A 22948-nucleotide genomic window follows, 5' to 3' on the forward strand; every position below is an offset into this window, starting at 1 on the left:
TTTACTTATTGAACAATTAATAAAACAGCGAGAATAAAAAATATACAACCACTGATTTTATTTAATCTGGCAAAGTTATTTCCAGATAGCATTTTTTCTTTAAAGATTGAGGAAAAATTAGCATAGACCAGATGGATTAAAAATCCGATCAGGCAAAAGGTTAAAGATAATACTAAAAATTGATTTATTATTTTTTCTTTTATATCAATAAATTGTGGAAAAAGAGCAATAAAGAAAACAATAGTTTTAGGGTTTAGAAGAGAAGCGAATAAACCTTGATAAAATAATTTGGACTTTCTAACCGTTTTTTCACTTGTCTCGGTATCTAATAAGTCTTGAGAAGGGGATGTTTTTACAAAGTTCTTATAGCCTAGGTACATTAAATAGAATGCACCTATAAATTTTAAAACAGTAAAAATAGTGGGATTACTAGTAATAATTAAACCAACGCCACTAGCCGAAATGACTGCAATAACAAACATACCAATAATTAAGCCAATAATGCCAAATAATGCGGTACGGACACCGTAATTTATTGAATTTGTCACTGTAAATAAGACACCAGGCCCTGGGCTTGATAATGTAAGAAAGGCAATTGTTATGAAAACTAGTAAACCACTCACTTAATATATCCTTTTAAAAATGAATTATTTATATTTAAAAAGCCTTCTGATGTTCCTCAGAAGGCTTTTAATTTTATGCGCTTGCCAATTCTTTAACTGAATCTAAAGTACTTTTGTCTCTCACCTCAAAGGCAACAAGACCTTTCCAATTATTTCGATTAATAGTCTCGATAAAATCAGAATAGTTTACAGTACCGCGACCAATACTAAAGTGTTGATCTTGCTCACCATTGTTATTGCTAAAAGAAATACCCTTAATTTTTTGGTGGTATTTTTCTACAACAGCAATAGGGTCACCTTCACCCACATTTGCATGGCCTGCATCTAAAAAGAAATAGACATTTTTATGATCAATTTTGTTGAAAACATAATCGTACTCTTCCATATGGGTAAAGACATAATGGAACGGACGATAATGTTTATAGTTTGATAAATTCTCTAAATAAATATCAACTGATTTTTCAGCCGCATATTCAGCGAGTTCTTTAATAGACAAAATATAGTTATCTAGAGCTTTTTGTTTTGCGAGGACAATTTTTTTAGGTTCAACAATACCGCCGCCATGAATCACTAAAGGTGCACCAATCTTTGCGGCAATATCAATTTCTTGTTTAACATATGCCACAGCAGCTTCACGTAAATAATCTACATCGCTACCTAATGGGGCTTTAAAATTACCATGGAAAATAGGTTGAACATTATATTTTTTTATTAAGTTATTTAGATTTTCAATTCGTTCAGAAGACCAATCTGGAACCATTTCTCCATGTAGACTTCCATCTACATACCAGTGAGTACAACCATCATTATATGCCTTAACAATCCCTTCTTCAGCTGGTAAATACTGCTGATGTGCAATTCCAGATGCAAAGTTAAGATAATTATTCATTAAAGGCGAAGTCATTGTTATGTTCCTGATTTATTAAAGATATTCTGGGTATAATTATTTATTCACTGTCTACCCAGCCGCCATCTTATTTTTATTCTGTTATAAAAACATCAGACTAAAGTCGAATTTTTATAAGGCATATAAATCTCTATATGGACAGGGCCGTATATTGCACAAATGATCAAAATATTTGGATTTTTCCATTTTTATTATTCTTTAGTCATACTAAATTATATTAAAAACATTGTATATTTTAATATAATTTGTCATTAATTATCATATTTGGATTTTAAAATAATTCCTTATAGGTGGCATTAGATTACAAAAAATTATTTGTATAATTAATGAACTAATAGAACTTCAAGTTATCTGTTAGTTTAAATTGTATTCATAAAAACAAATATTATATGATCTACCAAAGTTGAATTATTAAACTGTAGTTTAAAATTTGGCCATAAATTAATATGAGTTTTTATTTTTTAGGGGTGAATATGAGAATTATTTTCTTATCTATATTAGTTTTATTACAGATAATATTTTTAACTCAGGCCGAGGCACGGGGAGGTCGTGGCGGAGGAAGATCATTTAGTAGCCATAGTTATTCATCTAGTAGTCATCATTACTCTTCAAAAAGTAAATTATCCCACGGACGAAGTAGCTATGGGAGTTCTAGTAGTAGCTCTTCTAGTAATAGTTCTTCCGAATGTCCTTGTAGTGGGTCAAATAATTGTGTTGGGCCTCGTGGAGGGACTTACTGTATTACGCCAAGTGGTAATAAAAAGTATCGATAATCAGTAAAATTGTCGAAATGATAAAAAAGCTCTTGTTACTTAAAGAGCTTTTTTTATATTCAAAGGTTTGTTTCTTTAGTCTAAACATGGAAACTTCAAAGTTGCTCTCAATCCGCTTTATTGAAAATAATAAGAGCACATTCTTTACTAATGTTTAAAGACGGACATAAAACAAATCTAATGTCATCTATTTGATTAAGACCAATTCCATTTATTAAACTTAATTCCATAATTTTAATAAGGTGATGAAATATTCAAAAGATAAGAGGATTTATCTAACTTTCTTATTATTAATAGACACTTATAAACAATTATTATTTAATACACCCGCAACATTGCCACTTATACTTTTAATAATTTTATCGGGGAAATAATGCGTAATTTTTTAGTAACAGCTTTCACTTTATTGGTAGGTTCATCAGTTTATGCTGCTCAAGAGCCTAAAACTTATCTACAGCGAACAACTTGCGAGAGAACAGTACAACTACATGGTTTTTTAAGCCGTGCTCAACTTGATTGTAATTATCACTATACTTCACAAGAATTAGTTCATGAATCTGAAAAATGTACCAAACATGAACTAGGTGAAAAGTATGGTAGAGAAGTTATGAGATTAGGTATGGACCAATTTGAAGCACGCAAACGTGAAGATATGAAAGGCCAATTATGTAGCACGGTTTTAAAAGAGTTTCCAAACTATATTAGAAAATAAAATGGAATCTTAAAAAGCCTCTGTAGGCAAGCCGATAAAATGGATTTTATTATTCATTTTATCGGTGTATCACAGTATATAACTAACACTTAAATCAGAGAATAATTATTAAGAATCCATCCAATATTACATTGACACTTAAAATCTCTCTTATTATTCTCTGCGGTAGAATGGAGGTGGGACGCTTCGTGCGTGCCAGTTCTAGATGATTGGTCTGTCAACCTGCCTTCATTCACTCATATATTTATATAAAAGAGTAGCTGAGATCGTATTCATATTTATAAGTTAAAGTGCGTTAAGCAAATATAATATATTCTATTCAATAGATTAATGAATCTAATCTAATGAAAAACAAAAAATTATTTATCCATTTTCTAGCCAATATCACATTGACACCCTAAATCTCTCCGATTATCCTTTGCCTGCTGGCCTACATTGCCAGTCGACTTTGACAGGTCGGATAGCCAACGCACACGAAAAAGTCTCTCTTTTTTGTGGGCATCCCTGCGTGCCCCCTCTGCGGTGGAACGGGAGGGGGACACCTTCGGGTGTGCTGATCTTTTGGCTATCAGTCTGTCAACCTTCTCTCGTTTCACCACCATTATTTGACAGTAATATGGTGAAGCTTCTTTATAGCCAAAGGAGTTCGCTAATGCGTACTATTTCTTCTCATTTATTGGCCTTTGCCAAAGTCTCTCTGCCCATACCATTTAAACAGTCTATAAAACGGTTTAATCGACTCTAGGTTTTCTGCACCCTAAGAATCGTTACGATTCAAAAATCATAGCAACAATAAACCCGAGATAGGCGAGCACACCTTTGTTGTGCTGCTTTTGTATGCCTGTTTTTAGCGCTCAATTTAAGAGTGACGGCATTTCTATCTCTTTTATATACAACAAAAAATTATTTTAAACGGTACAAATATGCCACCTTTAGTACTTTCTACACGTGCTTTAAAAGTTGTGAATCATGCAATTCATTTATTTCACCATCACGGCTTTCACTTAGTGGGCGTTGATAGAATTATCAAAGAGTCTGAAATTACAAAAATGACTTTTTATCATCACTTTCAGTCCAAAGCGCGGTTTATCGAAATCTGCCTACTCGTACAAAAAGAGCGGCTTCAAGACAAAGTCACGGCAATGGTCGAGTACGACTACAACTCAAGCGTGACGGGTAAACTCAAAACACTTTATGACTTACATACTGATTTAGAAGGGCTGTACTACTTGTTATTTAAAGCCATTTTTGAAACCAAAAATACTTATTCAAACGCTTATCAAGTCGCCATTAAATATAGAACTTGGTTGATTAATGAAATCTATAGCCAGCTTAGATTACTAAAAGCTGATGCTTCATTTCATGATGCCAAATTACTCCTGCATATAATTGAAGGAACTATTATTCAAAGGCTCAGTCATAACGATGTAGATGAGCGGGACAAACAATTCGAATATGTTATAGCGATGTTTTTATAGAAATGCTCTAAAAATAAAAGCCCCGAGGTTGGGGCTTTTACTGTATTTGGGGCTAACCAAAGTTCTTACCACTTATGGCTATAAGTCACTTTAAGCGTTATACCATTTGCAACTAAGTGGCTGGTGTTATCGTTCGTTCTTAATAATTGGCTATAAAGCGGGTAGTACTTGCGGTTAAACATGTTTTCTAGGCCAATGGTCATGGTGTCTTTCTTGTTAAGCGCAAAACTACTGATTAAATCTGCTGTGGTATAAGATTTTACATCGTAGCGACCAAAACTGTTCTTGCCATCTAAACGGTAATCTTCTGAACCGAAGTAAGTTGCTTGTAGACGGTTTGTCCAAGTTTCAGTTGGGCTATAAGAAATATAACCTGTGAGTTTTAATGGTGGAATACGGAAGCCCGTCATGTCTTGTTCAGCACCGTTTTGCGGTTTTTCACGGCCTTTCATCCACGTAACACTACCGCCAGTTCCCCACACATTTGCATCATCAAGATAATCAAGTGTTGCTTCAACCCCAGTAACTTTCTCTTTGGTTCGGGCTAGAACTAAACCATTATTGAATGATTGAACAGCACCCAAGTCAGAAGTAGAGTGGAATACAGCTAAGCTTGACGAGAAGTTATTAAAGTTACCTTTCCAGCCGAGTTCGTAGTTATCAACTTTTACAGGCTCTAAGAATGATGAACCAAGGTTAAAACCTTCACCAGCATTACGAATAATTAAACCGACATCAGGTAACTGGAAACCCTGGTTAAACGATGCATAGATCGAGTGCTGGTCGTTTGGTGAGAAAGTCACATTAGCATTGTACAACCATGCATCAGCTTTTACTTTTCCACCCGGAACCGTGTAAGGGTTGGTTTTGCCTAATTGTGATAATGGAACAAAGCTATCAATTTGGGCATAGCTGTCTTCATAGCGTGTGCCAGCTTCTGCTGACCATTGGTCATTAAAGCGATGTTTTAGCTGTACAAAACCACCAACACTTTGTGTGGTGAGTTCAGGTAAATAAATGAGTTTGCCGATTTTTACAAACTCTAAGCCGCCCGATTGATCATAAATTTTTTGATCAAAAATATCTAAAGGCATTTCGCTTTTTTCGCGGCTAAAGTCACCACCCCAAACTAAAGATGTATCACCTAAAAACTCAAGGGGAGTGGTCACCGTTAAGCGGCTACCGAGTACATTATTTTCTTGATAAATCTGGTCGACTTGTTTACCACGGTTGGCATTTGCACGGGCATCAAACGGTGAAAAACGGGTAAAGAAATCGCGGTAATAAATTTGAGCATCAACCTTATTACCAAAAAAGTCTTTATGGTTATAGGTTAAATTGTAGATCTGGTTTTCGTTTTTATTTTGGTCTTTGAGCTTTAAGCCTTTAATGGCTTTGGCTGGCACAGTTCCAGCAGGAGCTTTTTTAACACTTGGGTCAGATGCATAATCTGAGTCTTGCTCGGCATTATAGTAGTTTGCAGCAAACTGGAGGTATTGGTTGTCATCAATGTGGTAACCCAGCTTACCGCCAATGCTATAACCATTTGAGTCGTAAAGGTCGCCTTGGCTTGGTTCTGGTGCAACACGGTCACCACTTGCATCGTAGGGGCTACCAATACGTTGATAACCGAAGTCGAGCGCATAATCAAAGGCGTTAAAACTGCCCGTAAAATACTGGTGAATATCGCCACTTAAAGCATTTGAACGGAAATTTGTGAGGGGTGTTTGAAGCCCAACGACCGTTTTAGCTGTAGGCTCACCGCCCGCAGCTTTCGTAGTAATTGAAATAATACCGCCCGCAGCACCGCCACCATAAATTGCGTTACTACCACGAATCACTTCAATGTTGGCAATACTTTCGGGGTCAATGGCTGAAAGTCCTCTCGCTGTATCACGAGTGAGGTTCATTGGTACGCCATCGACCAAAATAAGCGCATTACGGCCACGTAAAGTTTGACCATAATCGGTAATGGTTCGGCTTGAGTCCGATAGGCCCGGTACGGCTTTGGCTAAAACAGTCGCAATGTTGCCAGACGATCCATTTTTCAAAAGTTCAATTTGTTTTTCATCGAGCTTGGTGACTTGCTTGGCAGAGGTAGAGAGTTCATCTGCACGTGAAGCGGTAATGGTAATGGTAGGAAGGGCTTCAGGCTTTTTTTCTGTTTCTGTGGTATCAGCAGGTGAAGCTGCAAATGCTGAGTTTGAAAGAATAATGGCTCCTCCAAGTGAAAGAAGAGGAATGATATTTTTAACTTCAGACTTTCTTGTAAAAAGTTTATTACTTTTCTTATTTGCCATTGTCTCGCCCTGAGAGTGATTTTAAATTGAGCGAATTATAAATGAGAATCATTGTAATTAACAATATTATTAATTGCTTTAAAATAATATATTTGAAATTTATTCAATGAATTAGGGGAATAGGCATTTATTCCCCTAAAAGATTTGAACAGTTATGAAATGTCTTTAAAGGTATTTAGATGGTTTTGATGGGCACGGCGAATAATGCTGCGGTCATCACCGAGTACAAAAAGCTGAACAGCTTGCTGTTTCCATGCCGCAATATCTTCAGGTTGTCGGGGAATAGCACAGAAATGCTTTTCACTATTTTTAGTCTTTGTATGCATCTCTTGAACTTTTTCTTTGACCTTGGGATGGCTGGTTTGCCACGGCATGCCCATCGATTGGGAAAGGTCGGCAGCACCTTCAAGAATAATATCAATACCTTCAACTTTTAATATTTCATCTAGTTGTTCTAGCCCTTCCAAGCTTTCAATCATGGCAATGACAACAGTCTCGTTTGCAGCCTGTTCAACAAAACTCGCTAAATCGTCTATGCCATATCGATTTAATCTTGTTGAGTTGAGTCCTCTTTGCCCAAGCGGCATATAGTGGCAATAGTTCACAGCTTCTTGAGCTTGCTGAGCATTTTCAATACGTGGAAACACAATGCCTGTTACCCCTGCATCGAGCAGAGGTAAAACTAAATGATTAGCGTTTAAAGGTACTCTTACAAACACATCAAGGCTCATAGCTCTAGCGGCTAAAATCATGGTCTCGACTTGAAACGTACTAAATAAAGTATGTTCCAAGTCGATAATAATAAAGTCGTAGCCCGCTAGTGCCAGTTGCTCGACATTAATTGGAGAAGCTACGGAACAAAATATTCCGTAGAGCGTCTCACCATTTGCTATTCGTTTCTTAAAAGAAATCGAATGCTTATTCATATTCAATTTCCTTAATGAGACTGAGCGGGTTCGGGGTGGTTTGTACTCTTAAGCGAATTTCTGGAAGGAAACGGCGGCTTGCAAGTTGTTCAATATCGATGGTGTCATCTGTAAAGTTAAACAATTCATATCGTTCGCTAAACTCTGGGTGAGCTTCTTTATGCTGATTGATGATGGTTCTTAACATGGTCCAGAATTTGATTTCATCGAAGTCATAATGTTCATTTAAGAAAATTGCTAACTCAGCCAGATTTACAAACCAAAGCGCATCTTGAGTAAAGTCTCTTAACTCATTTGGAGAGTGGGTTTCCAAGAACGAGTTCGGGTTAATTTTGGCATGTTCTTTTGGCGCATCTTGTAAGTTGGGTAAAAGGTTCGGCTCACGTAAAAGATGACGACTAAAACGGATTCCATCGTGGAAATCTTTCAAGGCAGCTTTAACAGGTAAGCCATTTTTATGAATCAGCACCATGTTTTGTGCATGTGACTCTAAAGCGAGGCCGTGGCACCATAAAATATGCATGATTGGTAAATAAGCATTGGTGAGTAATTTTTCTAACCAGAACTCGATACCGTACTCTTGAATCCACTCATCAATGAGAGGTTTTTGATCTGTATCAACTTGCATTAAGCCCGTGACTGGCGTTGCCGATTCACCTTCTTTTAAGTAGCTGTAAATACTTTCGCGCCAAATGCAGGCGAGAGCGCCGTATTGAACAGGTAGCGCAATCGGCTGGTTAACTGAAAGACCGCCAATCTCTCTTAAAATAACAGGCTTACGCTGTTTTTCTAAAATATGATCTTGTTCAACAATGTTATACAGCCAGTCACTCATTTTTGCCGCATTTTGAACGGTATGCGGTGCCAATACGCGAGAGGTCGAAGTATTGACTAAGTTCATTGCCAACTTAAGAGAAAGCGCTGAGATGTCGCTAATATTCGACAAGGTTCGAATCGATTGCTGTGGTAAGTAAGTTGGACCTTCAATATCTAACGGGATGATCAGTTGGTTGCTAATCGCATCTTGATAATACAATTCAATAATTTTATCCCACTGCCACGGATGAATTGGGGTGAGGATATAATCTTTAAAATCTACATTTTGCTCTTTCAATTGCTCATTAATAGTTTGTAGATCTTTTTCTGAAAAATGCTGTTTATAAAGCTGCTCTAAGTTAATGGTTTCACTTAAAACCAGTTTGCATAAACTGTTATGAGTCGCGACCCATTGAACCGTAAAACCTTCAGAAAGCTCGGGTGCATATTTTTGATTTTCTTTTAAATCGAAGCCGATACGAGATTTAAAACTTGGGTGATATAAATGCGCGTTGGTAATCCGTGCTTCTTGTTCTAGGTAAGACAAGGTTCTTAAAGGTTGAGCAGGTGCTTGGCTTAAAGTCTGCGCATGTTTAACGTAAGTTAAATTCAGCTCATCATTAAAGTTTTGCCATTTAACTGGGTCAGCTTCAATAATATTTTTTAAATCGGCAAGTAGCGTTTTTAAGTTAGGGCGAGTTTCAGTGTCTAAAGTAATATCAGAACGAACTAAGCTTGAAGGATCCAACTTAATTCGTTTAAAACTAAAATGTCGTTTGGCCGCGCAAGTATAGAAAACAGTATCAGAAATATAAAACTTGATCTGACCTTTAGAAAACTCGTATTTAAAAGTATTTTCAAAAATAAGTGCTTCTAATAATTGGCCCATTACGCGATTTTCCGCAAGGGTTTTATAATTGGTTTGTTGTGTTGGTTGAAGAGGGCAAAGTGCTTCTGCGCCGCGATATTTATAAATAGGGTTTTCAACTTCAATCCAGATTGGATTGCCACCACTGTGGTAGAGCGTATTTAACATATTTGCCTTGATTGGTAATGTGAGTGAATGAATTAATAAATCGCGATACTGTTGGCCTTTGGCGCTAAAGTTTTCTTGTGTGAGCGTAAGGCGTGTGGCTTGCCAAAGTTCAGATTCTTCAATGGCCGTAACGCGTGCAATTGCACTGATGAGATGGGCAATGTGATTGATCACGAGGTAATATTTTAAAAAGGTCCATGCATCTTTTTGAGAGAACCAAACGGTACTATCTTCAGAAATAGATGAGTCGTCTTCTATCATTTCTGGAACAATGCTAATGCCTTCCATATCTCGAAGAATAAGGCGATGCGGATAGCCGTTTTTAAATTCCATTAAGCTGTTTTGCATGTGCGCTTCTACGCTAATGCCTTTGTTTGCAAACAACTCAACTAATGGAATAAGCGAAACTTTAATGTACTGTTTCCACCAAAAAGTAATGAAGTCTTTCGCATCGTTCGATTGTAAGTTTTGATTCGGTGCAGCTTGCTGAATAAAGCTTAAAAGCGGGATTTCATGGTTTTCATTTTCTTCAACCAAGCCGCCCAGCATTCGAGTATTTTCTAATACATCAGGAGTGAGTCCTGCTCGATAAATAATACCAAATGAACTTTCAAGCTCTGGAATTTTGACTGTTTTTGCCTCTAACTCCGGCAGAATCACAAGGTCTGGATATTGCTCATTAATCTTGTGATTAATAATAATTTTGCTCGCATCAATCGCGCGCTCCATCTCATCCATTGGGTTGTTACGAATGAAACTGGTAATTCGTACATCAATTGATAGCTTTAAGAATAGATTCGATTGAGGCAACCACACTGTACGAACGGATGAGGTCGGCCATACGGTTTGACCTAAAGCGCCCAGATAGATCACGTCTTGGCTGTCTAAATGTTTCTTTAACGATGGATGTTGAAGTAAGAAATTAGCTTGCCACGGATGGGTTGGCATGAGCTCATAGTTTACGAAGTTTTCTTGCAAACGATCTTTTGCAACTTCTAAAACTTCATCTTCAATATGGTGAGATGGCTGTTCTTCACTGATCAGTTTTTGGATTAAAGAAGAATGAATTGCAAAGTAGTGGAGTTGGAAACTTGCGCCTAACTCAGGGCTATACTTTTTCATGTCCTCTTTAGAAAAACCTAGATTGGCTTTAGAGGTCACATGAAAAGGGTGCCCATATAACATGCCTTGTTCAGTAGCCTGAAAACCACTCAATGCTTTAGTTGCTGTTTGAGATGGCTTATTTTCTAAAAAGAATTTTGTGTTATCGATACTATTGGCAATATCGGAATACAGATTCTTATTTTGTTTTTTGTCTTTAAATAGACTATTCAACTCATCTGTAATCAGTTTCACTAACTGTTTAGGGTCGGTGAGCGAGTCAAATGTATTGTCATTTAAGTTTTGCAGAATAAAACCACGTTGATATCTGTGATAACCCGTCGTTGAAAGATGCTGAACTGCGCCATAAACAGTCGTGTTAGATGCATTAAACGTATAAGCAAAATACAGGGTATCTGGTTGCTCCGCATACAGTGTGAATAAAGGAGAGTCTTGAGCTGGGATAATGCGTTCTTCAAGATTCACTTTAAGTTCACGAAAGAAAGTATTCAGGTACTGTTCGAAAAGTTTATAAGACCATGCATCTATTGTAATAATTGAGTTCATTCTTGTGCCTCTTCTAAAATTGTATCCATTAAGAATCTGTTCAAAATCACTACTAATCCCGCACCGATAAAAAATAGTGAGGTGCAGATTAATGCAGCGGTAATATTGAAAAATGAGTAGGTGAGCGTGATCGTGATTGGGCCAATAAGCTGTCCTAAGACAAAGGCACTGTTAGAAATACCAATCACTTTTCCTTGGCTTTGAGCGCCAGCTTTTAGAGAAATTGTGTGTAAGATCGAAGGAATCAGGGCTGCAAAGCAAAAGCCTTGTATGAGTCGTAATACAAGAACCAGCCAAATATTCGAAACCCAGATCAATGCGAAAATCGTGATACCGCAAATTAAAGATGCGTAAACGAAGTTATTAAAAGAGTCTCCTTTATCATCATTTCGTTTTCCCCAATAGGTTGCAGCAATAAAAGCGGCTCCCCATGAAAGTGCATGAATGGTGCCTGTTAAGCTTGCAGCAGATAACGATGAATGAGTGCTTTGGCTTATTTCACTAATGTATAAAACAAAGCAAGACACCAAACCAAAGCCGCCCGCTTGAACCAAAATGCCAGCGCTTAACCATGAAAAAATCGTTCTATCAAAGAAAGCTGGAAGCTTAGATTTTTCTTTGGTTTTTGAGACTTCAGTTTTAACGGGATTGGTTAATACAAATGACGCAATCACAATGAGTGTCATCACAACAAATGCTGTCGCGTTAAGTAATACTTCAACCCGCCATTGATCCATAAATATCCCGCCGAGTACGGGACCACATAAGCAAGCGAGTGCAACACTACTCTGTAGTTGCCCAAAAGCAGCGCCTCGTTGTTGCTCGTTGGAAAGATATGAAACATAGGCATTTAAAATGACCGAAAGACCGCAAAAGCCGAGTAAAATTCGTGCAAAAATAAACAGGTATAAATGCTGGGCGCTCGCCATGAGCAGTATTGAAATACAAAAGCCAGCCAGAGAAAGTAACAAGGCTTTTTTATGGCCGAATGTGTCGGATAGATGACCCACAATCGGTGCGGTAAATAAACTGCCAATAGCCGGAGCTGCGAGTGCCAAACCTGCCCAGATAGTGGGAGCACTCATATGCGCCGTCAGTTTTTCCATATAGAGCGGCATGATTGGAATCAGCACCATGAGCCCGAAAGTGGAAAAAAACTGACAGAGCAAAATAATGAAATGATCTAGGCGAGATGAGCGCATGATTTAGATGTCCATGGTCTCATAGCTAGAAACAGATAAGCTGTGATAAGGGTTTGGCGTACTTCCGATTTTACTTGGCATGCCTGTTGAGTCGCTTTCTTGCGCAAGTAAAGGCGTAAGTAGCTGTTTGAACGGCCAAGTCTTATTGTCAAAAAGATAAGTTTGAATTTGCGATTTTGTTTGTTCTGAAATAGGTTGGGTTTCTACAAAATTTTGAATAATGTCTTGAACCATTTCCCAAAAATCGCTTTCTGTACGATCCGTATATTTCAAAGCAGCTAAAGCAATCGGGTAGAGGTTAATTTGAATCCCTAAAGTAATGAAGTAATTAAATAAGTCTTCATTTTTAGTAAAGATAAGATTGTTCGGCGTGCTGGTATCAATGGTATAAACTGGAGGTGTAAAACCATTTTCTTCAATGGCTGTGGTACATATTCTTAAGGTATCGTGGTCACGTAAAATAAAGCATTTCAACTTATTATTTTCATAACACACCATGGTGTTTTGCCCGTGGCATTCAGGCATGATTCCTTTTGCCCAAAGCGTTAAGAATGTTTGAATAAAATGAACACTTAAGTCTTTTAGTAATGACCATTTGTCACCTTCAACGCCTAAAGCTTCCCAAGGGTCAACATAGGTACAGCTTAAAGCTGACATAGTGATTGGAGTAACGTTTTGGTCTCGGCAAATATCCGGTAAATGTCGGACTTGGCAACCGATTACACCTAAATTTTTTACAATCGGCTCTTGTTTACCGAGTACCCACCAATGTGTTTCATTACTCAAAAAGAGGCGATTTTTTATTAAAGCAGTTTCATTAATAACGTCATTTAAAAAATCATAAGCCGTATGTCCATTCATTAAGTAACGGCCCGGCATAGAGCGGATTGCACCTAATGTTTTGGCATTGGTCGAGAGTTTCAAATGCAGTGTAGGTTTTGTGTTGTGAATAAGCGTTCTTAAAGAAGAAGTCGGTAAACCAATGGTAGTGACATGGTTTAGGTCAATACCGCCGTACTTATTTTCATCAAACTTTAAATAGCGATGTTGAGTCTCTAACAAAGGCAGGGCTATGTAGTCATCTGAAAGCTCAGCCATTTTTTCAGCAATAAGACATTCCTCAACCTCTGATAACAAAAGCTCTTTGTGAGGAATCGACTCCATATTGTTGATCACGTCATCTTTCTTAAAGGCCCACCAATACACCTTAATTTCTTTGTGAGTTGTGAGTGGTGCAAGTTCACCTTTTGAGTGCGCGAACGGATGAAATGGACGGTCAGCGACCAGTGATAGCAACTCGCTTTTGATTAAAGGTGAAGAAAATGAAAGTGCTGACTGTAAAATTTGGGGAATTTTTTCAGCCGTTACTAAGTTGTCTAGCCAGTAATCAATTGCTTTTTGATGGTGTGGTGACGGCCACCAAGATGCTTTAGTTAAATAGTTAAAAACTTCAGAAATCGAGATTTTAGATGTTGTATTGCTTAAGAGGTTATGAAGCAAAACTTCGGGTTGGTTAATATAGAAAGGATTTACACCATCTACTTTTAAACAGTTGAAATAGAGCTCCAACTCATCATTGAGAGTAATTGCCAGATAAGGCTTTTTATAGGAAATATGATCTTTAAAATCTCCATAATTCTCCATGTAGAGTGCATCTATCGTTTTTTGTAGTTGTGCTGTGTAAATCCGATCTAACATTTTAGTTATTCCTATTCTTATAAAAGCGGTAGAACCGTGCCAACGTTTTGTTCTTGTGCGGCATTGAAGAACCACTTAGCGCAGACAATGTCATCAATCGCCATGCCCATTGGGTTGAGCAAAATGATTTCATCTTCGTGTTCGCGGCCGTTTTTATGACCAATAATGATGTCGCCAAGTTCAGCATGTAGTTTTTCACGGCTAAATAAGCCATCTTCAACCAGTACGTTGATGACTTTCTTTTCGCGGTTTGATTGGTCCCAGTCATCCACAATCACTTTGTCCACTTTTAAGAAGACTTCAGGTTCAATATCCATAATTGAAATGTTTGAAACAAAGCAACCTTTTTTAAGCCACTCAAACGGAATGTAAGGTTTATCTGAAACTGTGCAGGTAATGAGAACATCGGCTTGTTGAATCGCAGACTTAGCACTGTCATGAATTTCAATTTCTAGATTCGGATATTCTGATAAGAACAACGCTTTGAGTTTTTCAGCCGCTTCAGGGTTCACATCAAATAAATGGATTTTTTTCACTTGAGCATATTGTTCAAGCACCGTTTTAATCTGCATTTGCGCAATTGGTCCGCAGCCAATTACAGTAATGTCTGAAAAGTCTTTTTTTGCTAGATATTTAATTGAAACGCCTGTAATAGCAGCAGTTCGCATTGCACTGATTAAGCTGCCTTCCATCACTGCAACCGGATAGTTTGTTTCTGAGTCATTTAAAACAATCAGTGCGCTAGCACGCGGAATATTGAATTTTTTAGGGTTATGTTGTCTTGAGCCAATCCATTTGATGCCGGCAATTGGGTCATTGCCACCTAAATAACAAGGCATAGCGATAATACGGTCAGCAATATGGTCTGCACCTTGCCAGCGAAGGTACGGTTTTAAGGGTTGTACAAACTGTTTATTTGCATGCAGGGTTAAGCCTTCAGTAATCGCTTCAATAAATGAATTACTATGATTTGCGCCAAGATTTAATAAATCTGATTGACTTAAATAGCGAAGGGTAGCCAAATTGCTCATGAATATGTCCTAAGGAGAAGGTTAAACAACATTTTGTAAAGTAAGGTTTTCTTGGCGTCGTACGTTTCGATTGAAGTGACGCTTCTTGATCATTTCGAACCATTCATCTTCATAAACCAGATCGAGATAACGGTCACCGCGATCGGGTAATAGTGTTAAGACGCATGAACCTTCTGGAATGGTTGGAATCAGTTTTTTGATGGCTGAAATAGATGAGCCGCTCGAACCGCCAGCAAAGATTCCTTCATGCTCAAGAAGTTCTCGGCAACCGAGTGCCGACTCATAGTCATCTACATAAATGACTTCATCGATTTCATCGGGGGAGAGCAGCGGTGGGACTGTACTTGCCCCAATGCCGGGAATTTCGCGTGGACCAGATGTGCCACCGAACAGTACAGAGCCGACAATATCGACAGCGATAACTTTTAATTCGGGGAACTTTTCTTTAAGGCGACGAGACACGCCCATAATCGTGCCAGAGGTACTTGCCCCAATCACGAGGTAATCAATCTTGCGATCAATTTGACTTAGGATTTCTTCTGCTTCACCAAAATAGTGACTTTTCCAGTTGTTTGGATTGGCGTATTGATTAATCCAAACAGCATTTGGTAGTTGTTGGCAGAGTCGTTTTACGGTGTCAATTCGGGTTTTTAAGTAACCGCCGTTTTGGTCTTTTTCAGAAACCATTTCGATATTGGCTTTGTAAAGCTTCAGCATTTGTAGGTTTGCTGAGGCAATTTTCGGGTCAATAACGGCAGTAAATTTTAATCCATATATTTTGCAAGCCATTGCAAGTGCAATAGCTAAGTTCCCTGATGAACTTTCAACAATATGACTATCTTTATTAATCACTCCAGATTTCAGACCTTCCTGTAGCATGAATAATGCTGGACGGTCTTTAATACTTCCTCCTGGGTTTAACAATTCCATTTTCGCAATCACTGAGACTGATTGATGCGTGAACAGCCTTGATAGTTGTAATAATGGCGTTTTACCTATGCATTCGAGAATATTTTCATGGATCATGGCAGATCTTCTCAGGTTTTTATGTGTTGTAAATAATAATTATTATTAATTAAATTATTATTACGATTTATTCCAGGATTGTTGCGGTTTGTAAAGCAAAAGCAGGGGGAGTTATAAGAATTTTCACTAATTTTTTTGTTCTAATACTTTGAATAATAAAATGTATATTTTACAAAAGCTTAAATTAGTAAAGTTTTTAAATATAAGCAGATAGGCAGAAACTTACTATTTTATAAAAATTGATCACAGTGAAAAAATGAGTTAATTGACAAAAAATAAAGGTAAATAATTTATGGAGAAAGTTTTTTTACTCAAAACTCGCCATTCAAAGGGAAGTTTATTGAAACAAAAAAGCTGTAATTTGATAAAACGAGCACTCCTTATGAAGGAGCTAAGAAGCTAGAGCCGTGTTGAATGGAACAGTTTTATTTAAAAAAGAAGATTCACTTATTGCCTGCGTGAATCATATTTCCATAAATTAATCTAATTTAGCGATTAAGTATTATAGACGTGTTGTATTTATGACGACATATGTAAACAAGCCTTAATCTATAACACTCGAACACTTTAAAATTATTGAAAATAAAGTTTTAAGGTGTAAAGGGTTGGATTTTTTTAATTATTATCGTGATCTTCAAGCTGAGTTAAGCAACTATCCTTGGCTAGAAATGATAGTTTCACTCACAATTTTGATTTTATTTGCTGCTTTGGCAAACTTTATTGCTAAGCGAATTATTGTTCGGGGAATCCGTCATTTAGTGACTAAAATCAAGTCACTTAACCAGTCAGTCTTTGCTCAGCATAGTGTTATTAAGCGATTTGCCAATATTGTGCCTGCCATTGTCATTATGAATGGGATTACCACCGTTCCGCACTTATCTGAGAAAGCCATTGCTTTGGTACAGATGGGTGCACAGGCATTTATTTTCCTGACTATTGCGCTCACTATTAGTGAATTATTAAATATATTTAATTTAATCTATCAGCGTAATCCAAAATCTAGAAACAAGCCGATTAAAGGTTATTTACAACTCGTTAAACTCATTATTTTTGTTGTTTGCGGTTTGATGATTTTAGGTACATTCCTTAAAAAGGATGTATTCACCTTGCTTGCTGGCTTCGGTGCAATGGCCGCCGTATTAATGTTGGTTTTCCAAAATACGATTTTGTCATTGGTCGCGAGTGTGCAAATTGCATCTTATGACATGGTGCGTATAGGGGACTGGATTGAAATGCCGTCGCTAAATGCCGATGGTGATGTGATTGATATTTCACTACATACTGTAACCGTACAAAACTTTGATAAAACCTATACCACTATTCCAACCAATAAACTTGTTACAGACACTTTTAAAAACTGGCGTGGTATGAGTAATGCTGGATGCCGCCGCATGAAGCGTTCGCTTTATATTGATCAAACTAGTGTTCACTTCATGACTGAAGAAGAGCAACAAAAGCTAAAAGACTTTCTATTATTAGATCAATACCTCAACGCCAAGCAATCTGAGATTGACGAATTTAACAAGCATTTAGGTAGTCAATCACGCTATAACAAAAGACGTTTAACCAATATTGGAACATTTAGAGCGTATGTCGAGTTCTACTTACGTCAGCATAAGGGCATTGCTCAGAACCAAACGCTTATTGTTCGTCAGCTACAACCGACGAGTGAAGGTCTACCGTTAGAAATTTATGCCTTTACCAATACCACTGCATGGGTTTCTTATGAAGCAATTCAGTCCGATATTTTTGATCATCTCATCGCGATTTTGCCTGAGTTTGGTTTAAGAGTGTATCAGGCACCTTCAGGCCATGATTTTCAAAAACTAACTGTAGAGTAACCCCATAGTAGAATGCTATCTTTATTTAAATTTCAAATAGATAGCATTCTTTTAATATTTTTATACATTAATTTATAATTATTTTTGGAAAATTATTATTAAATAGCGGTATAAATTTACTATATAAAGTTATGCGCGATTCATAACTTAGAAAAGATTATTTTTTGAGCAAACTCGATCTAAAACTTTTCAGGAGTAAAGCTTAAGTAACAAATTTGACACTTTGAACAAAGAAAATACTAAATGTTTAAGAATAACAAACAATAAAGTTGCTTTACTAAAATTTGTTAGGTGAGTTGGAGTGTTTGAATGGCTACAGCAATAGAGAACAGAGCTAGACAACTTAAAAACGCAAAACGTGGAGGATATGCGCCAACCATTGCCAAAGACGTAAACAAACACAAAGTACAAAAACTAAGGAGAGCTCTAGACGAAGCCCGGCGATATGTAAGTGAACTCAATGATGAAACGGTTATTTTTGACGATCAAGACGCAAGGCAAAAGGCTGAAGGAGCCAAAGCAATTATTGAAATGTTTGAAGCAGCTTTAAGTGGTGCGTAAGCAGCATCAAACTAAAATATAGCCATAAAAGACCTTGCTGAAGACACGGTTAACTTTCTAGTCCCCTGACTAGGTAACTTGGTTATTCAGCAAGGCAGTAAATAAAAATAATTCAAATATTTCTGTATTCTATTTTTAGCTAAGACATCACAAAAAATCTAAGTCAAATAATATTATTGATGAGCTTAATTTTTTTCAGAAAACTATTACCAACTATAAAATCTTTCCGCACCAAAAATGCGATGAATTTTGCATTTTATTCAATTGTTGTGGCGTATTATGGAACTCGGTTTCAGAACACTCTTATTGATTACATTTGGCATTTCAAGACTTACATACTGCAATAATATATCCATCATACTTCCCTAAAAATCTGATTAACCACCAAAGTCAGAATAGGAGGGAAGGACCCATGCCAAAATTTCTAACAATTGCCGAGAAGGTCTATAAAAAATTCGAAGAAGATAAATTGTTCTCTGACGACCTAATTGAACAATTGAATAATTTAGTCAGCATTATTCGAAAAGAGATAAAGGGTACCCCCTGTAAACTCAAATACAATTTTATAGATTTTGAAGAATGTCTAAGTAAACCTTTAAATGAATGTACGATTAAACTCGACATGAGCTTAATGCCTAAATATAAAAATAAGGGCGAATATATTATGTGGCTAGCGAGCTTTATTGAAAGAATCACGATTGGTGGACAGCCAAAACTGCCACCACTTTCAAGTATTGTGCCAGCCGACTTTAATGTAAAAAAAGAAGCTCAGACAGTACTGGAAAATAAAAAAGCCGTGTCGGAAGAAAATGCCAAGATGATAGTGAACTATTTTAATTCTGAGGAATATAAGAAAAATAATAAGAAAGTAAATCTGGTTTAAAACCCTATAAAAGTGTGTGTCCACCGCACTTTTATAATCGCTGGAAAATTTCAGCAACCGCCTTCTGGGGCGGTTTTCTTTATATAGTTTATTTACTTTATTTGGTCGCGCCAGTCTTATAATATGCAGTTTTTAATTATGATAAGCGAATATTACATATTATGAAATTAAGACTTTTTATCTTGGGCTTACTTATTTGTACCAATACTATGGCTGCATCAGACACAAGTTTTGAAGAGCAATATCATAGTCTTTTAGAAAAATTCCATACAGCTCAAGCACAAAGAGATGCTTTTATCAAAAAGAATGCGAATAAAAATCTAACCAGTTCGCAAAGAAAAAAGCTAGATTCAATAGAATGTACTTATATGCAATCTGAACTGCAATATGATGAATTTATTATTACTAGATTTAAGGAATATAAAGCTTTCATGAAGAAATCTGGTCTAGAAGCAACGAATGATAAAGAATTAATTAAAATGGATATTGATGCTTTGAAAGAAGAAATAAATAGTCCTCATGGGAAATGTAAATAACAATAAGCACCGGTAACGGTGCTTTTTTTAAAGGACAATTTCTTATCAGTCTTACATAATAGTAAATCTTTCAATTTTCAACACGATATACATACTTAAAACAATTACATCATAAAAACTTCCATAACTTATCTGTATAGCATGTTAAGTTTTTCTACACATCTCTAAAACTTATGGAAGGACTTAGACATGAAATGTTCATATCAAGATTTGAATGGAAATAGCATCGAAGTAACTTGTGAAAGTTATATACATATACCATCAGGTACTGGAGTAAACAAAATAGGCGGAGATAATCGGTCAGCGGACCTAATACATATTACCGAAGATTTTAGTTTTTTTAAGAAAACACAAGCAGATTCAATACCACTTTATCGATTTGCTGTTGATGATAACCAGAATGTTTTTAATAGTGATGAGTTGCCAGCGCTAGCGCAAATTGGTACGGATTGGAAGATTTTAGACGAATAACTTTAAAGTGAGTACATAACCATTCTATAAGTTAATTTTTTGAATATTTTGTAAAATTTATCAAATAGTAAATATTTAACTAAACTTAATACAGGTATTATAGACAGCTAAATTAAATGTAGTCTGAATATTTATAGGCAGTTTTGGACTAAATGTTGAATAGAGAGAAAGAACATGAAGCGCCTTATTACATTATTTTTATTGCCTTATGCTACGGGTACGTTCGCTCAAGAGCCCTTCGAAGTCAGTAAAAGCTGTTTTGTAGTGAATGGTAAAAATAGTACGGTGTCTTGCTTACTTTCTTCTACAAATAACTTAAGTTCTAACTTTGAAAGATTAACTTTTCCAAATAGCAAAGTATTTATAAAAGAATCAAATATTTGTTCTCATGAAGATTCATGTGTGTCTGTGGGAAGTAATTTATCGAATTTAAAAGATGCGACTATTTATTATCGTGATTTCAAAACTAAAAAGATTATTGAAGCTCCTGAAAAAGACTCTTGGACCTGCTTTAAGCAACAGCATGATCGGCTTGATTTTTGTGTTTCTTACAACTAATAAAAAGCTTAACCACAGAGCGATAATTAAAGTAATGAGCTAAAACGTTAATTCATACCACATCTAAAATTTCTCACCTCTTTGTCATTAAAAAATTGGTTAAAGGTGATTTTTTCTAATTTACATTTCTAAGTGAGAAGTACAAAAAAGTCTATAAACCTATGCTGATCGTAATATTGATAGCCAGTATTTATAAGCTAATCAATGGAAACTGTATGAGGTAAGATATGACTAAAATTATAGCTACCCTAGGTTTAGCAGCAATCGTTTCAATCTCTGTTGCAGCCTGCCAAGGCGAGAATGATACCAAGCAGCAAGACAAAACCACGACACCACATTCATTAGATAAAGACTCATAAAATTGAAAAGCCCATCTATTGATGGGCTTTTTAAATCACATTTTCACTTAGAAAAATGGGTTAGTCACAAGAACTAAACCAACTGAGAAAAACGAGTCATCTTTGGTCTGATTTAAACGATTACCATAGCTTGCATTGAACTGAACATTCTCTTTGTACAACATATACTTAATGCCGGTTTGATAAAATGAATCATTTCGATCATTTCCATAAACTTCAGCAGTCAATGTTAAAGGTTTCGTAATGAATGTTTCTGTCCCCACACCCCATGTGGTTTGCTCGTGGTGAGTGGTATGTTCTCTAAGCCATCCCACATTGGTATGAACCAAGAAATGGTCATCTAACATAGAAATACTTAAGGGAACATTCACAGTCCAATCTTTTTCAGAAGTGTGGTTGTTATTAATTTGGGTCGCAAATGAAACGCCAATTCCCCAGTTATTCGTCTCAAGTGGTTTTATAAGCGTTTTCCCTTGAACAGTTGTATAAGTCGCATTACCTGCTTCATCGGAGAAATGGCGTCCCATACCTACACCAAACTCAAAATTGCCACCTATATTGCAAGAAGGAATAACCCAATATTCTTTGTCTTTAGGGTTATTCTGCATCCATGAATCAAGTTGACAAGAATGGGCAGGAACTAAAGAAGCATCATCAACCACCATAGGTCGTCCAGCATAGCTAGAAATAAATGCCAAGCAAGTGCTAAAAAAAACGACAGATTTTTTAAAATTAAGAAATAGCATTGATGACTCCAATACAACAAGGAGCATATGCAAGTATTTACTCGTCTTTCAACAAGACAGATAAATAAGAAATAAAGCAAGAAGGAGGGACTCTCTTAAATCCACAAGAGAGCCAGTGGGCTTTAGTGGATACTTAGATATGAGTCGATGATTTATTCTTATCAATCGAGCAAGTACTCACAATGAAGCCCCTAAAAATTCGTTGCGCGGATTCTAAGGTGGTTTTTCTGAGCTGGCAAGTTAAAGTTTCATGACATATATTTTTTGAACAACTATTAAAAGATATACAAACTCAAACGTTACTCATCAAACTTATACATAAAGTAAAACTTAATAAAACCTATCTTTCTTATTATTATTTAAAAGAATTTCGAGGATTAAAAATGAAAAGAATCATTAAAATTTTATTATTAACAGGATTAATTGCAACCTTACCCTTAACTGTGACGGCTAAAAATGTTGAAAACAAAGTAAGCTTTTTAAAAGGTTCTGATCAAGCAACTTTAACAGGGAAATTTCAGGGTTATGATGATGTAAGGTATCGAGTTTTTGCAAAAAGTGGTCAGGTTTTAAAATTTAACATTAATAGTTATAGTAACTTAGCTTATGTTAATGTTTTTGCTCCCGGTAAAAAGCCAGGCAAAGATAAAGCATTATTGGTAGGTTCGACTATGGGTTCTTCAGGAGAACTCGTACTACCAGTCGATGGTGACTATATTATTCAAGTTTATCAAATGAGAAATAGTGCACGAAAAAATAGAACCGTATCTTTTAATTTAGATCTTCAAATATTAAAT

20 protein-coding genes are annotated in these 22948 nt (G+C 36.4%); 10 read left to right on the top strand and 10 right to left on the bottom strand.

The features are described from left to right. Nucleotides 1–5: 5 nt before the first annotated feature. Complete coding sequence (locus ACH63V_RS10775) at nt 6–623, bottom strand: LysE family translocator (RefSeq protein WP_009392922.1); 618 nt, start codon at nt 621–623, stop codon at nt 6–8. A 73-nt stretch (nt 624–696) separates the two neighbouring features. Then, nucleotides 697–1527 carry a sugar phosphate isomerase/epimerase family protein gene (locus ACH63V_RS10780; RefSeq protein WP_311070571.1) on the bottom strand — a complete coding sequence of 277 codons (831 nt, stop codon included), beginning with the start codon at nt 1525–1527 and terminating at the stop codon, nt 697–699. Between the two features lie 1149 nt (nt 1528–2676). On the opposite strand from ACH63V_RS10780, the gene ACH63V_RS10785 reads away from it, so the two are divergent. Beyond that, the gene (locus tag ACH63V_RS10785) at nt 2677–3015 is read left to right on the top strand and encodes a hypothetical protein (RefSeq protein ID WP_343568135.1); all 339 of its coding nucleotides are present in this window, start codon (nt 2677–2679) and stop codon (nt 3013–3015) included. 923 nt (nt 3016–3938) lie between these two features. Next, nucleotides 3939–4493 carry a TetR/AcrR family transcriptional regulator gene (locus ACH63V_RS10790; RefSeq protein WP_396463496.1) on the top strand — a complete coding sequence of 185 codons (555 nt, stop codon included), beginning with the start codon at nt 3939–3941 and terminating at the stop codon, nt 4491–4493. Between the two features lie 65 nt (nt 4494–4558). On the opposite strand, the gene ACH63V_RS10795 is transcribed toward ACH63V_RS10790, so the two are convergent. The 7 genes from ACH63V_RS10795 to sbnA form a co-directional block, all read right to left on the bottom strand. Beyond that, nucleotides 4559–6793 (bottom strand): TonB-dependent receptor, encoded by a 2235-nt coding sequence (locus tag ACH63V_RS10795; RefSeq protein ID WP_396463497.1) that lies wholly within the window; start codon nt 6791–6793, stop codon nt 4559–4561. Nucleotides 6794–6945: 152 nt separating this feature from the next. After that, entirely contained in the window at nt 6946–7719 is a 774-nt protein-coding gene (locus ACH63V_RS10800; RefSeq protein WP_396463498.1) for an HpcH/HpaI aldolase/citrate lyase family protein, read from the bottom strand. Continuing rightward, nucleotides 7712–11239: an IucA/IucC family protein gene (locus tag ACH63V_RS10805; RefSeq protein WP_396463499.1), complete on the bottom strand. Its 3528-nt coding sequence runs from the start codon at nt 11237–11239 to the stop codon at nt 7712–7714. The genes ACH63V_RS10800 and ACH63V_RS10805 overlap by 8 nt, the downstream gene beginning before the upstream one ends. Further along, entirely contained in the window at nt 11236–12441 is a 1206-nt protein-coding gene (locus ACH63V_RS10810) for an MFS transporter (protein WP_396463500.1), read from the bottom strand. The genes ACH63V_RS10805 and ACH63V_RS10810 overlap by 4 nt, the downstream gene beginning before the upstream one ends. Nucleotides 12442–12444: 3 nt before the next feature. After that, entirely contained in the window at nt 12445–14085 is a 1641-nt protein-coding gene (locus tag ACH63V_RS10815) for an IucA/IucC family protein (protein WP_396463508.1), read from the bottom strand. 71 nt (nt 14086–14156) lie between these two features. Continuing rightward, nucleotides 14157–15170, bottom strand: a complete 1014-nt coding sequence (gene sbnB / locus ACH63V_RS10820; RefSeq protein ID WP_002115662.1) for a 2,3-diaminopropionate biosynthesis protein SbnB — start codon at nt 15168–15170, stop codon at nt 14157–14159. Nucleotides 15171–15191: 21 nt separating this feature from the next. Beyond that, entirely contained in the window at nt 15192–16196 is a 1005-nt protein-coding gene (sbnA, locus tag ACH63V_RS10825) for a 2,3-diaminopropionate biosynthesis protein SbnA (RefSeq protein ID WP_396463501.1), read from the bottom strand. A gap of 605 nt (nt 16197–16801) precedes the next feature. Here sbnA and ACH63V_RS10830 point away from each other — a divergent pair. The 7 genes from ACH63V_RS10830 to ACH63V_RS10860 all read left to right on the top strand — a co-directional run bounded on the left by ACH63V_RS10830 (nt 16802) and on the right by ACH63V_RS10860 (nt 21405). Continuing rightward, nucleotides 16802–18037: a mechanosensitive ion channel domain-containing protein gene (locus ACH63V_RS10830; RefSeq protein ID WP_311087419.1), complete on the top strand. Its 1236-nt coding sequence runs from the start codon at nt 16802–16804 to the stop codon at nt 18035–18037. A 309-nt stretch (nt 18038–18346) separates the two neighbouring features. Then, on the top strand, nt 18347–18598 hold the full coding sequence (locus ACH63V_RS10835; RefSeq protein WP_209046687.1) for a hypothetical protein: 252 nt from the start codon (nt 18347–18349) through the stop codon (nt 18596–18598). A 412-nt stretch (nt 18599–19010) separates the two neighbouring features. Continuing rightward, nucleotides 19011–19481, top strand: coding sequence for a hypothetical protein (locus ACH63V_RS10840; protein ID WP_396463502.1), 471 nt, complete (start codon nt 19011–19013; stop codon nt 19479–19481). Nucleotides 19482–19690: 209 nt separating this feature from the next. Further along, a complete protein-coding gene (locus tag ACH63V_RS10845; protein ID WP_396463503.1) occupies nt 19691–20017 on the top strand; it encodes a hypothetical protein in 327 nt (108 codons plus the stop codon). 189 nt (nt 20018–20206) lie between these two features. Then, on the top strand, nt 20207–20488 hold the full coding sequence (locus ACH63V_RS10850) for a hypothetical protein (RefSeq protein WP_396463504.1): 282 nt from the start codon (nt 20207–20209) through the stop codon (nt 20486–20488). Nucleotides 20489–20662: 174 nt separating this feature from the next. Then, entirely contained in the window at nt 20663–21046 is a 384-nt protein-coding gene (locus tag ACH63V_RS10855) for a hypothetical protein (RefSeq protein WP_263613966.1), read from the top strand. Between the two features lie 227 nt (nt 21047–21273). Beyond that, the gene (locus ACH63V_RS10860; protein WP_263613965.1) at nt 21274–21405 is read left to right on the top strand and encodes a hypothetical protein; all 132 of its coding nucleotides are present in this window, start codon (nt 21274–21276) and stop codon (nt 21403–21405) included. 47 nt (nt 21406–21452) lie between these two features. Here ACH63V_RS10860 and ACH63V_RS10865 read toward each other — a convergent pair whose 3' ends face one another. Further along, complete coding sequence (locus ACH63V_RS10865) at nt 21453–22151, bottom strand: hypothetical protein (RefSeq protein ID WP_396463505.1); 699 nt, start codon at nt 22149–22151, stop codon at nt 21453–21455. A gap of 383 nt (nt 22152–22534) precedes the next feature. On the opposite strand from ACH63V_RS10865, the gene ACH63V_RS10870 reads away from it, so the two are divergent. After that, nucleotides 22535–22948 (top strand): DNA breaking-rejoining protein (locus ACH63V_RS10870; protein ID WP_396463506.1); only part of this gene is annotated, 414 nt, incomplete at its 3' end.

It is taken from the genome of Acinetobacter sp. ABJ-A23_2 (assembly GCF_044538765.1).
Lineage (GTDB): Bacteria > Pseudomonadota > Gammaproteobacteria > Pseudomonadales > Moraxellaceae > Acinetobacter > Acinetobacter nosocomialis_A.